Here is a 12,591-nt window from a genome sequence, read left to right on the forward strand (position 1 = left end):
GCCCGGCAACTCAGTGTTCCTTGAACGCCTTGGTCATTTCGCTCGCCGTCTCGCTTTTCTTGCGGCGCAGCCAGTTGTCGCGGATTTCGTCCTTCGACAGGAAATTGACCTGGTCGATCAGAACCTCATGCACCAAAGGCGCCCCGACACGCATGTTGACGGTATCGCGGATCGCGGCGCGGAAGGCATCGAGATCGATCGTCGCCTTGTTGGTGAAGTCGATCTGCGGATTGGAATAGAGGTAGGAATAAACCTGGTCGGTGATCAGCGCTTCGGCGGGAATGGACAGTTTCTTGATCTGCTCGGGTTCGACCGTGTAGACAAGCTTGGTCAGGAAATAGCCGCCGATCTCGGAGTCGCGGATCAGCGGCACCGAAATGATGTCGGTCTTGACGTAGTCGAGGCCGCCCAGCATCGGCTTCGGCGTTTCGCCGACACCGCGCTCGCCGGCCGCCTGGAAAGAATAGAACACGGCGCCCAGCGTTGCGGCGCAGATCCAGACGGCGATGGCGATGACCTTGATCATCGGGCCTTGTCAGTCCCTTGGTCAGTCCCTTGCAATGGCAACGCGGCACGGCGCCGTTGCCGAGGCAGGATCTCCGACGTGTCGCCTGTGTTCGCCATCACGCCTTTATCCAGCCGAACTCGCCGGCGGAATAGGTGCCGTCGGTCTCGGCGCGCTGGATGGCGTGCCGCAGCAGGCTGGCGACTTCGTTGACCGCGCTGAGATGCGCCAGGATCGCCGCTTCGTTCTTCGCCAGCTTCTGGCGCAGCCGGGTCAGGCCCTCGCGGTGCTGCTCGAGGAATTCGGCTTCGCTGCCGCCCTTCATGGCGCGGGTCAACTCGTAGAGGTAGCGGCTCTTGCGGGCGTTCGATGCCTTGAGATCATAGTTGGTGGCGTTGCGGATGCCTGCCGTCTCTTCCTCGACCACTTCCTCGATGCGGCCGATGATGGCGGCGAGGTTGCCGGGCCGCGCGAACGGGATCGGCGCTTCCGACGTGGTCGTGCGTGCTGGCAGGTTGGGGGTGGATTCCGAAAAGTCGGCCATGGCGTTTCCCAGTTTAGATCCTGATATTTGTTTTTATGGTCGTCTCGTCACCGGTCATCGATCCCGCAGCCTTGCGCTGCAATTGATGGACCAGCGAGGTCGACAGGCTGTTTTGCTGGTCGACCTCGGTCTTTTCCGGCCCGCCCGAAACCGGACCGACGGGCACGACGCGCTTGCCTTCGAGATAGTGGTCGGCGAGCATCGATTTGGCGATGCCGATGCCGCCGCGTTCGGCCATCACGTCGGCCACCCGCTCGGCAAGCTGCGATTTCCACATGTCGCCGGCCAAGCCCTTGCCGTAGACGCCCTCGGTGTCCTTGGGCAGCATGTTCTGGATGAAGGTCTGCAGCACCATCGCCTCGAACTTCTTGAATTTCTTGGCCGGGTCGGTTGCGGCGGCGGCCTTGTCGGCTGTGGCGCGCGACAGGATCGAGCCGGCATCGACGGAAGCGGCGGTGTCGAGTGAAAACGTGCCCGCAGCGCCGCCGGCCCGCTTTGCCAGCGCGGCGCGAGCGGTCTCGATATCCGCCGGGTCGACGGCTCGGGCCACATCCATAACGATGTCGCTGGGTGGAGAAATCGCCAAGAAAGTCCGCCTTTTACCGGTTTTCCCTGACCAGACCATGCCTCAACAAGCTTGTGGCAGGCTTGCGGGAAGGAGAGGGAGCGGAGTGCAGGGATCGGATCGAAGCTGCCGGCCGAGGGTGGGATTTGCGCCTCAGCCTCACTCCTTGACCGCCCCCGTCATCGAGGAGACGTAGTGCTCGACAAAGAATGAATAGAGCACCACCACCGGCAGGGAGCCGATCAGCGCGCCTGCCATCAGGGCTCCCCATTCATAGACGTCCGAACGTACGAGTTCGGTAAGCACGCCGACCGGCACGGTCTTGTTTTCGGACGACTGGATAAAGGTCAAGGCGTAGATGAATTCGTTCCATGACAGGGTGAAGGCGAAGATGCCGGCGGAGATCAGGCCGGGCACCGACAGCGGCAGAACTATCTTGGTCAGGATTTGCCAGCGGCTCGCTCCGTCGATCAGCGCGCATTCTTCCAGTTCGAAGGGTATCGAGCGGAAGTAGCCCATCAAGAGCCACGTGCAGAATGGAATGAGGAACGTCGGATAGGTGAGGATCAGTGCGAACGGCGTATCGTAAAGGCCGAGGTTGAACACCATCACCGACAGTGGAATGAACAGAATCGAGGGCGGCACGAGATAGGCCAGGAAGATCGCCAAGCCGACCTGCCGCGCCCCGGAAAACCTCAAGCGCTCGATCGCATATGCAGCGAACACCGCCGCCAGCAGCGACAGGAAAGTTGAGGCGGTCGAGATGATGATCGTGTTGAGAAGCCAACCTGGATAGGACGTCTCGAAGAGCAGATACCGAATATGCTCGAGCGTCGGATGGACGACCCAGAACGGGTTGAAATTGGCATAATCCGTCATCTCGAGATTGGGTTTCACCGCCGTGATCGTCATCCAGTAGAACGGGAACAGCAACACGATGACGAAGATCAGGAGCGGCAGATAAACGGTCACCACGCGCCGGGGCAGGCTCTGAAGATAGCCCATGCCGCCTTCATCCGTGTTCGGGCGGTTGCTCGTTTCTATCGCGGCCATGTCAGTCTCCACCGCCCTGCTGCCATTTACGACGTTGCAGCCCGAAATAGCTGAAAAGGATCGCTGCAAGCAGGAACGGGATCATCGCCACCGCGATCGCGGCTCCCTCGCCAAGCTGGCCGCCGGAAATGCCGCGCTGGAACGAGAGCGTCGCCATCAGATGGGTGGCATTCACCGGCCCGCCGCGAGTCAGCACATAGATCAGCTGGAAATCGGTGAAGGTGAACAGGACCGAAAAGGTCATGGTGATGGCGATGATCGGCGTCAGCAGCGGCAGTGTCACATAGCGGAACAACTGCCAACGGCTGGCGCCGTCGAGCGTCGCGGCCTCGTAAAGCGATTGGGGAATCGTCTGCAGGCCGGCCAGCAGCGTGATGGCCACGAAAGGAATGCCGCGCCAGACATTGGCGGCGATCACCGAGGCGCGTGCGTTCTCCGGATCGCCAAGGAAATTGATGCGGTGGTCGATCAGTCCCATTTCCATGAGCGCCCACGACAGGATGGAGAACTGCGAATCGTAGATCCACCAGAACGCGATGGCCGAGAGCACCGTCGGCACCACCCACGGCAGCAGGACAATCGCGCGGAAGAACGATTTGAAGGGAAGGTTCTGGTTGAGGATGAGCGCCAGCCAGAGGCCGAGCGCGAATTTCAGGATCGAAGCGCTGATCGTGTAGAGCAAGGTGTTGAAGACGGAGAGCCAGAAGACGGCGTCGCTCCACAGATATTCATAGTTTTCGATGCCGACGAAGATGCCGGGGCGGCCGATGCGGGCATCGGTGAAGCCGAGCCAGACGCCGAGCCCCAGCGGATAGGTCAGGAAGACAAGCAGCAGTGCAGCCGCCGGAAGCATGAAGCCGAAGCCAAGTGCGTTCCGGCTTTCGCTCCAGCGCGATAGAATCCGTGAGAAGATCGAAGATCGCGGCTGGATAGCAGCTGACGGCACGGCCATGGGTCGGCTCCTGCTGAGGTCTCATTGATCGGCCGGATCGGCCGCGACGCAATCCGAAGCCAGCCGGGCAGCCGCGCTGCCCGGCTGAGCCGGCTCAAACGCGATAATAGCGATTTGCCCGCTTCTCGGCCTCTTCCATTGCCTCTTGCGGCGTCGCCTGGCCGGTCACCGCTTTGGCGAACATATCGACCAGCACGTAGTCGGCCATGGTTGCCGCCGAAGCATAGCCGAGCGGCCCGGCATAGCCGTTAGGCCGCAGAGTAGCCGAAGCCTTGGCGTAAGCGGCGTTGTTGGGATCGGCAGTCCATACCGGGTTGTTGTCGAATGCCTTCAGGGTCTGGCAGCAATATCCGGCCGAGGAGGTGATCCAGTCCTTCATTTGCGGTTCCTCGAACATGAACTGCAAATACGCCTTGGCCGCGTTGGGGTAGGGCGTGTAATTGAAGATGACAGCCGTGGTCACCTGGAACAATTCGACGGATTTGCCGACAGGACCGATGGGCAGGTTGGTGGTGCGTATGTCCTTGGCGATTTCAGCCAGCTTCGGATCATTGTCCTTATTGATTTTGGCGGTGTTGTAGGCCGAGATGCCGTTGGCGATGACAGCCAGTTCGCCGGCCAGGAAGGCGCGGTTGTTGTTGACGTCGAGCCAGCTTTCCGTGCCTGGAATGAAGGTCTTGTAGAGTTCCTGCGCGTATTCGATGGCCTTGAGGGTCTCGGGGCTGTTGATCGTTACCTTGCCGCTCTCGTCGACCATCTGGCCGCCATGGCTCCACAGCAGCCAATGAGCATAGTTGTTGCCGTCGCCGACGCCATGGCCATGCGTGAAGCCGGCCGGATGGCCCTTCGCCTGCAAGGCCTTGCAAAGTTCCAGGAAGCCTTTCGTGTCTTTGGGAAACTCCGAAAAGCCGGCCTCTTTCACCCAGCTTTCCCGATAGACGATGGCATTTCCGATCGTGGCCAGTGGCAGGCCGATGAATTTGCCTTCCCGGGTCGCATATTGCTTTGGTCCATCATGCCAGCCGCCGTATTTCGAGCCGAGATACTCGCCCAGTTCGCTCACGTCGTGCAGCTTGTCGGGATATTGGTGCGGGTCATCGAACCAGACGAACATCAGGTCGGGGCCGGAGCCGACATTTGCCGCGACCGCCGCCTTGGGGCGAATGTCCTCCCAACTTTCCTTGTCGACGCGGACCGCGACACCGGTCGCTTCGGTGAAGCGCTTGGTGTTGGCCAGCCATTGGTCCTCGTCGCCCTGGACGAAGGGCGACCAGCGCAGCAGCCTAAGCTTGGCGCCATCCTCGGGTTTGTATTTCGGTCCGTCCTGGGCAAGGGCCGGAGAGCTGATGAACCGACTTCCCAAGGCACCCGCCGCCGCGCCGGCGGTGGTGCGGATCACGTCACGTCTGGTGAACTTCATGCTCGTTTCCTCCTGCTTGTTGTCCTTGCCTGTGGTCCTACTGATCGGTACGTGTTTGGAACCTCTGTCCGGTTTCTCCGTGAAAGAGATGGATGAGGCCGGGCTCGGCCGTAAGCCGGATGGTTTCGCCCGGCGTGAAGGAATGTCGTTCCCGGAAATTCGCGACGATCTCTTCGCCGCCGGCTGTCCGGCCGATGAGCTGCACTTCGGACCCGGTTGGTTCAACCACCGCGACGGTGACCGGAATGCCCCGGTCGTCGGACAGCCGCAAATGCTCGGGCCTTATTCCCAGCACCACAGGCTCGCCATTGGGGATGGAAAGTGCCGAGGCCAACGGGACTGAAATCCCCCCGGCGCCGCGGAACGAGGGTGAGCCGTCAATAGCGATCTCGCCCCTCAGCAAATTCATGGCCGGCGAGCCGATGAAGCTGGCGACAAAAAGATTGTTCGGCCGGTCATAGAGTTCCAGCGGCGGCCCTATCTGCTCGACGATGCCGTCATGCATGACCACGATCTTGTCAGCCATGGTCATGGCCTCGATCTGGTCGTGCGTGACGTAGACTGTCGTGGTCTTGAGGCGCTGGTGCAGTTCCTTGATCTCGGCGCGCATCTGCACCCTGAGTTTGGCGTCGAGATTGGACAGCGGTTCGTCGAAGAGAAAGACCGCCGGATCACGCACGATCGCGCGGCCCATGGCGACGCGCTGGCGCTGGCCGCCGGAAAGCTGCCGAGGATAGCGCGCCAGCAACGGCACCAGCCCAAGGATTTCGGCCGCGCGGCGCACGCCTGCATCGCTCTCCGGCTTGGAAACTCCTTTGAGCATCAGCGAGAACGCCATGTTCTCGGCAACGGTCATGTGTGGGTAGAGCGCATAGTTCTGGAAGACCATGGCGACGTCGCGCTCCTTGGGCGCAACGTTGTTGACGACACGTTCGCCAATCGCGATCTGGCCGCGTGAAATCTTTTCCAGGCCGGCGATCATTCTGAGAAGGGTTGATTTTCCGCAGCCCGATGGTCCGACCAGAGTGACGAACTCGCCGTCCTCGATGTTCACGCTGACCCCGTGCAGGATCTCGACAGCGCCGAATGATTTGTAGACTTCGCCAATTGCGACAGACGCCATCGATCCTCCCAACAAATTCCTGCGACGTCGTCGAAGGAACAACGCTTCCGCTAGCGACAGCCCTGGCTCCTCCCAGGCTCACGCTAGGCCGAAACGGTAGCGCTACCAAACCGGGCTGTAAAGCGTTTAGGGGAAAGCCGAACCTTGGGAGGGTCCGCTTCGCGCCACACAATCCTCCCAGCTGCTCCTGCGTCCGCTTCTGCGCGATCAAGTCCGGCACCTGCGGTCGCAGCGTTCGCGTTCATCACAGTTGCGCACGTCCTTGTAGGCTCGCTCCGACCGGCGGCGATAAGGCTGGCTTCCTGCCTGGCGCTCGCGAGGTTCGCTTCCTGGCGTACGACCGCCTGGGCGATGCGACAAGCGGATTGAATAGCCCCTTTTCCGTCAGGGGCAGTCATTCCGGAACGATCCTTCCCGCTTGATTAGAATTCCACGTTGAGTTTTGCATTGAAGCCGTTCTGCTGGACGCCGGAGCCGAACTGACCCTGGTAGGCGACGCTGAGGGTTGCGGCATCGGTCAGGTTGAGATCGAACCCCGCTTCGATGGCGGCACTGTCCTTGGCGATCGGCACGCCAGCGATCGTGAAGGCATCACCGGCAGAGAAGGCATGTGTGCTGGTCGGTATGACGTCGCCATAGGCATGGCGCCAGCCCAGCATGCCGCGCGCTGTGGCATTGATGGCGCCGAGCGTGAAGCCGGCGGAGGCTCTGAGACCAAGCGTGGTGAAGGTGGCGTCGGTGGTCTGGCTTGCACTGGTCAATGCCGCCGCACCGCCCTTTTCCGTGAAGCCGTCCGTATGCAGGTTGACATAAGCGAGGTTGGCAAAAGGCTCGAAGGCCGCGACTGGCGTATCGATGCGATAGCCGAGTTCCCCGAACGCCTGGAAGGTGCCAGCGTTGTAGTCGCCGCTCAGGCTGTCGGCAAAGCCGGGCATGGCCACCGAGCGCGATGTCTTCATGTCATGCCACGTATAGGCAAGCCCGGAGCGGAAGGCGAGAGCGCCCCGCTGCGTGCCACCATAAAGGCCGAGATGATAATTGTCGCTCGAGCCTGACGAGGATCGGCCGTCGGCATCGAAGCTCGTGTGGCTGTAGCCAGTCATGATGCCAAGCCGCACATCCTCCGCGACAAGGCCGTCGACGCCGGTAAGAAAGCCGCCGGTGGAGGTATCGAGGCCTGCGGCATTGCCGTCGCCGTCGAAGGTGCCCCATGACCCGAAAGCCGTGCCCCAGGCGGCAAAGCGATCGGTGGTGGCAGGCGCCAGCATCGGACCGCCTTCGCCATAGGCCAGCACCGGCGTTGCCGGGATACCTACTCCCTCGAAGGCCGCACGCAGGCGGTCATTGATGGCATCGCGGACAAAATGGCTGTCCTCGATCAGCGTGGATTTGGCGGACGCATGGATCTCGCCAGATAACGCATCGAAGGCTTCGCGTGCGGTTTCGTCGTCCGGAAGGCCGGCGATTGCATCGTAGATCGGGTTGCCCGGCCCGGCGCTTTCGGCGCCATTGGCGGTGGCACACTGGTTGCGGGTGCCGGCCACGTCGCAGAACGACACGTCATTGCGGGCAACGTCGAGATAGATATTACTGGCGTCATAGGCGAGTGCCAGGTCGACAAACGGGGCGTTCTGGTCGAACGCATCATAGGTGCCGGTCACGCCTTGATCCGCGCTCAGGATCGTGTAGCGGGTTCCGGCACTGTAGCCGCCCGGCGCCTTGAGCGCGAAGACGGTGCCACCCTGGATGGTGGCTTTGCCCGTCACGTCGATCAGGTCGGAATTGCCGGCCGGATTGATCTCGACTTCGTAGGTCGAGCCTATCTCCTGCGTGTAATCGCCTGACACATTCAGCGTGCCGATCGAATTGCCCGGCGTAATCGTGCCGCCAGAAGCGATCGTGGTCGTACCCACCGTTCCCGAACCGCCGAGCGTGCCGCCGGCTGCAACCGCAATGGCGCCAGCAATGCTTGCCCCGGAATGGCTGCCGTCGCCGACAACGAGCTTGCCGCCGCCGATGGTGGTCAGACCGGTATAGGTGCTGACGCCGTTCAGCGTCAGCGTGCCGGCGCCGGTCTTGACGAGGCTCCCTCCGATGTCAGTGCTGCCATCCTGGATGACGCCGCCGATCGTGTCGTTCTTATCCAATCCGCCAAGCGTCAGCGACTTCGAGCCGAGAAAGACGAGACCATCGCCCGAAAGCGAGCCAATCGCGATACCGTCCGACGTCATTTCGGAGATGTCGACCTTTCCCCCGGTATCGTTGATGATCGTGGCGCCATCCGCGGTGTTGGCGCCATGGAAGCCAACGAAGCCGCCCTTGTTAGTGATGGCGGCGCTGCCGGCAGACGCGGTGTCGTAGAAGTCGAGCGTTCCTTGGATTGTAACGCCAATCGTGGCATTGGCGGCGCTCGAATTGCCGTTGAAGGACGTCCTGCTACCATTGCCGGTGATCGAAGCCGCACCGGCCGATGTTTCGTCGTTGAAGTTGATGCGGCTTTGGGTAGTGACGATCGTCGCCGTTCCCGCCGACGCACTGCCATCGAAGCGCATCGTTGCGTTTGTTTCCATGACGATGTCGAGGCTCTCGGCGCTTGCATCATTGATGAAGCGGAGGTCACCGGCCTTGACATTCACCGGTCCGCTGCCCAGCGCGCCTGTCGTCGCCGCGGTGATGAATCCTGCCGAAACCGTCGTCCCACCGGCGTAGCTGTTGGCGCTCGAAAGCACCAGCCCGCCGGCCCCGGTCTTGGTGAGCGCGCCGGTCCCGGAGATGACGCCGTTCGCCGTCAGGTCGGCATCGGTCTGGAACGTCCCACCGCCGGCATCCAGGGTGACGTTGCGCGCCGTCGCGAACGCCGCCGTGTTCCGCAGCGTGCCGCCATCGAATGTCAGGGCACCGCTTGCAGCGCCGAGATTGGCATCGGACGAAACGGAAATAGTCCCGCCCAGAAGCCGCGTGCCGCCCTGATAGCTGTTGCTGCCTTCCAGGACGAGCGTGCCGCCTTGCGTCTTGCTGACCCCGCCCGCGCCGGTAATCGTCGTCGCGATGGTGGCTGCCGTGCCGGCCAGCACGCGGATCTCGGCATTGCCATCGGCGCTGTCGGAACCATCTATCGCGAGCGTGCCGGAACCTTCCAGGCGGTAGCCGCTGTCGACGAATTGCAGGCCCTTGAAGCTTTGCGCTCCTTCGACGGCGATCGTGCCGCCGTCGAAGCCGCCCGGTTCGTTCTTGAACACCGCATGGTTTCCTGCCCAGGAGACGAGAGTATCGCCGCCCTGGTTCAGCCATTTTTCGTTCGTGGTGTTCCAGGTCCCGTCGCCGCCTTGCCAGTGCTGCAGCGTGTCGTCGCCGGCCGCTCCGATGAAGAGGTCGACATTGCCGCCGCCCGCCTGGATCTCATAGCCGGCCGGATCGGAGAGCGGCGGCTTCGTGCCGATCTCCAGGCCGTTGTCGGTAAGGCTGCCGCCATAGGTCATCAGCCGGTAATAGCCGAGGCCCGCCGTGCCATCGGCCACGTCGCCGCTCTGCGCAAGATTGAGCGTACCGTCGAGCGTCAGATTGCCACTCACCCCGATGCGGTCGCTTATCCCCGGAGAGCCGGTTGAACCGCCTGGATTGCCGAATTCGTAATCGAGAATCGACCCTGAAGAGAGGCCCAGATTTCCGGCAACCGTCAGCGTACCCACCGAATTGCCTGGCGCGATATGCCCGCCATCGGCAACCGTCGTCGTGCCCACCGTGCCCGAGCCACCGAGCGTGGCGCCGTCCTCGACATTGATCGTGCCACCGAGGAAGCCGGCACTGGCATGGTTCCCGACAAGAAGCGTGCCGCCTGCAACAGTGGTGGCACCGGTGAAGCTGGAACTGTCCGCGGCCAAAACGGTCGTGCCGCTTTCATGGAGGATGGTCCCCAAGCCGGTCAGGGAAGGGGTGAAAATCAGATCGGACCCATCGGGATTTCCCAGATGATTGAACACAACCGTGCCTGTGCCAGCGCCAAAAGCTATCGATGCCGCATCAACCGTGCCGGCGGCCTTCGCCACTTCCCCACTTGCCGCACCGATGTTGAGCGTTCCGAATGATCCTGGCTGGGCCGCCAACCCAACGATAGCAGGACCCCCGGCAAGCGAAACCTGCCCGCCCTCCGACAGAGTCAGCGTGCCCTTGCCCAAGACGCCAACGGCAATGATGGAGTCGCCTGTCCAAACCGACCCGGGGCCCGTAATATTCACAATTCCGGTGGCTTGAGCATCCCAACCAACAATGGCGTTGTTGCCGCTGGAAACCTGCCCGCCATTTTCAATGCTGAGCGATCCATTGCCAAAGAGACCAACTGCGATGGCATCAACGAGTGTCCAACCCGAATCATTTCCGGAAATCACCGCGGAGCCAGTGCTGCCCGCGCCATACGCCACAACTCCCGAATCGTTGAAAACCTGACCGCCATTCTCGACGATCAAGCTCCCTTTCCCTTTGGAATCCCCATTGGAATCCCCGACCCTAAGGACGTCGGCAGTCCAGGTGGCCGACCCTGAAACTCTTGCGGTTGCCCACTCGTCCGGATCAGTTCCGTCAGTAGCAATGATCCCGGTAAAAGAGGTGAGCTGTGTGTCGATGTCGAGCGTGCCCCCCATGACGCCCAGGTTGCCCGCGAGGTCGGAAGCGTCGCCTGACAGCGTCAGCGTACCGGCGCCGGCCTTGCCGAAATGGCCGGGGCCGGTAATGGTCCCGGCATAGGTACCGTCGCTCGCCTGGTCGAAGACGACGGCGCCGGTGTTCACGCCTGAGAAGGTGAGATTGCCGCCGAAGCTGTTGGTGTCGCCGACCAAGGTGCCTTGATCGATGGTCCAGTCCTGCGCACCCGTGCCGGTCAGGGTCACGGTATTCGTCCCGGCCTTGTTAAAGCTCGTGAAGCCGACGAACTCGTCACTCGCGCCTACGGTGGCCGTATTCACGAGCTTCGAGACATCGAAGGCCGGTGTGGAAGGCAGCGTGTCATAATCCCCGAGCATCAATGAGCCGGTCGCGCCACTCTCCACCACGACATTGCCGGTGATAATCGAGCCGTTTCGCAGGGAAAGCGTGTTGACGCCGCCGGTGAAGGTGATGGCGCTAGCCCGGCCAAAGAAAGAATCTCCCCCAGTAATCTCCCCAACGTTAAGCACCGCCAAATTGGCCCCAACGATGCCGGTACCACCGTTTCCATTGCTGGGCGTCAGGGGAATATAGCCGGGGGCGCCGCCACTGCCGGTTCCGCCAGCAGGGCCGTTAGAGCCGCCGGCATGGCCACCGTTGCCCTCGCCGCCAATGATCACTCCGCTGTTAAAAACCGTCCCACCATTTCTGAGGTCGATCGCTGCACCGGCGGATGCAGAAACCCCGGCGCGGCCACCGGTAATGCGACCGTCGTTGACGATGCTGCCAGAATCTCCCATCACAATGGCTGTTCCGCCGGTGGCTAAAGCCCCGCCCGTGCCACCGAGGACATCGCCATGGTTGGTCAAGTCGCCGCCGGCGTTCAAAACAATGCCCGCACCACCACCACCGCCGAAATTGGCGCCAGGATTGCCACCGTTTCCGCCAGCAACGGTGGCCGAGCTTTCAACAGTGATGGCGCCGTTGTTCAGAAGCACCATGCCGGCGCCCCCGCCCCCGCCGCCGCCGCCGCCGGCAAACGGGCCATTGCCATTGCCATCGCCGCCATCGCCGCCATGAACATCAGCCGTCACGGAAATTGCCGGGTTCACCTCTTCATTACGCACGCCATCGCCACCAGCGCCGCCGCCGCCATAGCCTCCGTCCAAAAAGCCGCCGCCATAGCCTCCATTGCCACCATTGAGGGGCGCGGAAATGTCGCCAGCAATGATATTGCTGTAACCACCGCCGCCGCCGCCACCACCACCGCCACCGGAGCCGCCATTGTCACCATTTCCACCGTCTGGAATGGCCTGCGTGCCGGCCGCCCCACCGGTCCCTGCATCCGGACCGTTGCCCGCGACGCCGGCGTCACCTGCATCGCCACCATCGCCGCCGTTGCTGTCTACGTCACCATCACCGCCCCTGCCTCCGGTCGCACCATAAAGAGCCTGTGCATGCGCCGGCGCCGTCAGGATGACTGGCAGCAGCAACGACCCCGCGAGCGCCGTGGAGCACAAAAGTACAAGCGGGCGTATGAGCGAGCGACGATCGCGAATTGTCATGGAATTCCCCCCGTGTGCCGCAAGCAACGATTCCGCGGCCGGCCCGATCGCCGGGCGTCCCGCGAAAATCATCGCTTGCCGCTGCGTCGGGTCGCGTGCGTCCGCCACGCACATCGCCCCGACTGCTTCCTCACAATCCGCCCGGCGAAACCACCAAGACGATCGCGGCCGATGATAAAACGTCCTCTCCCGACAATTCCACCGATCAATTCTATTGAATTCTGAC

Annotated in this window: 9 protein-coding genes; 1 reads left to right on the forward strand and 8 read right to left on the reverse strand. The window is 62.2% G+C overall.

Annotated features, from left to right (window positions below; all coding sequences use genetic code 11):
* Nucleotides 1-10: 10 nt before the first annotated feature.
* The 8 genes from LB519_RS26190 to LB519_RS26225 form a co-directional block, all read right to left on the reverse strand.
* On the reverse strand, nucleotides 11-526 hold the full coding sequence (locus tag LB519_RS26190; RefSeq protein WP_224621540.1) for a hypothetical protein: 516 nt from the start codon (nucleotides 524-526) through the stop codon (nucleotides 11-13).
* Between the two features lie 97 nt (nucleotides 527-623).
* Nucleotides 624-1,049, reverse strand: coding sequence for a hypothetical protein (locus tag LB519_RS26195; RefSeq protein ID WP_013529758.1), 426 nt, complete (start codon nucleotides 1,047-1,049; stop codon nucleotides 624-626).
* A gap of 13 nt (nucleotides 1,050-1,062) precedes the next feature.
* Entirely contained in the window at nucleotides 1,063-1,674 is a 612-nt protein-coding gene (locus tag LB519_RS26200; protein ID WP_318011957.1) for a rod-binding protein, read from the reverse strand.
* A gap of 99 nt (nucleotides 1,675-1,773) precedes the next feature.
* The gene (locus LB519_RS26205; RefSeq protein WP_024502709.1) at nucleotides 1,774-2,667 is read right to left on the reverse strand and encodes a carbohydrate ABC transporter permease; all 894 of its coding nucleotides are present in this window, start codon (nucleotides 2,665-2,667) and stop codon (nucleotides 1,774-1,776) included.
* Nucleotide 2,668: 1 nt separating this feature from the next.
* Nucleotides 2,669-3,520, reverse strand: coding sequence for a carbohydrate ABC transporter permease (locus LB519_RS26210; RefSeq protein ID WP_411909263.1), 852 nt, complete (start codon nucleotides 3,518-3,520; stop codon nucleotides 2,669-2,671).
* 193 nt (nucleotides 3,521-3,713) lie between these two features.
* Nucleotides 3,714-5,039 carry an ABC transporter substrate-binding protein gene (locus tag LB519_RS26215; protein ID WP_013529762.1) on the reverse strand — a complete coding sequence of 442 codons (1,326 nt, stop codon included), beginning with the start codon at nucleotides 5,037-5,039 and terminating at the stop codon, nucleotides 3,714-3,716.
* Between the two features lie 37 nt (nucleotides 5,040-5,076).
* On the reverse strand, nucleotides 5,077-6,162 hold the full coding sequence (locus LB519_RS26220; RefSeq protein WP_063168933.1) for an ABC transporter ATP-binding protein: 1,086 nt from the start codon (nucleotides 6,160-6,162) through the stop codon (nucleotides 5,077-5,079).
* Between the two features lie 422 nt (nucleotides 6,163-6,584).
* Nucleotides 6,585-11,600, reverse strand: a complete 5,016-nt coding sequence (locus tag LB519_RS26225) for an autotransporter domain-containing protein (RefSeq protein WP_224621543.1) — start codon at nucleotides 11,598-11,600, stop codon at nucleotides 6,585-6,587.
* 57 nt (nucleotides 11,601-11,657) lie between these two features.
* Here LB519_RS26225 and LB519_RS26230 point away from each other — a divergent pair, with 57 nt between their 5' ends.
* A complete protein-coding gene (locus tag LB519_RS26230; protein WP_164766086.1) occupies nucleotides 11,658-12,590 on the forward strand; it encodes a hypothetical protein in 933 nt (310 codons plus the stop codon).
* Nucleotide 12,591 lies beyond the last annotated feature (1 nt).

It is taken from the genome of Mesorhizobium sp. AD1-1 (genome assembly GCF_020164655.1).
Classification (GTDB): Bacteria; Pseudomonadota; Alphaproteobacteria; order Rhizobiales; family Rhizobiaceae; genus Mesorhizobium; species Mesorhizobium ciceri.

Excerpts from the sequence above, each read along its gene's own strand:
- LB519_RS26200 (WP_318011957.1), bottom strand. The coding sequence starts at position 1,674 with ATGGTCTGGTCAGGGAAAACCGGTAAAAGGCGGACTTTCTTGGCGATT.
- LB519_RS26205 (WP_024502709.1), bottom strand. The coding sequence starts at position 2,667 with ATGGCCGCGATAGAAACGAGCAACCGCCCGAACACGGATGAAGGCGGC.
- LB519_RS26195 (WP_013529758.1), bottom strand. The coding sequence starts at position 1,049 with ATGGCCGACTTTTCGGAATCCACCCCCAACCTGCCAGCACGCACGACC.
- LB519_RS26220 (WP_063168933.1), bottom strand. The coding sequence starts at position 6,162 with ATGGCGTCTGTCGCAATTGGCGAAGTCTACAAATCATTCGGCGCTGTC.
- LB519_RS26210 (WP_411909263.1), bottom strand. The coding sequence starts at position 3,520 with ATGCTTCCGGCGGCTGCACTGCTGCTTGTCTTCCTGACCTATCCGCTG.
- LB519_RS26190 (WP_224621540.1), bottom strand. The coding sequence starts at position 526 with ATGATCAAGGTCATCGCCATCGCCGTCTGGATCTGCGCCGCAACGCTG.
- LB519_RS26215 (WP_013529762.1), bottom strand. The coding sequence starts at position 5,039 with ATGAAGTTCACCAGACGTGACGTGATCCGCACCACCGCCGGCGCGGCG.
- LB519_RS26225 (WP_224621543.1), bottom strand. The coding sequence starts at position 11,600 with ATGGGAGATTCTGGCAGCATCGTCAACGACGGTCGCATTACCGGTGGC.
- LB519_RS26230 (WP_164766086.1), top strand. The coding sequence starts at position 11,658 with ATGGTTGGTCAAGTCGCCGCCGGCGTTCAAAACAATGCCCGCACCACC.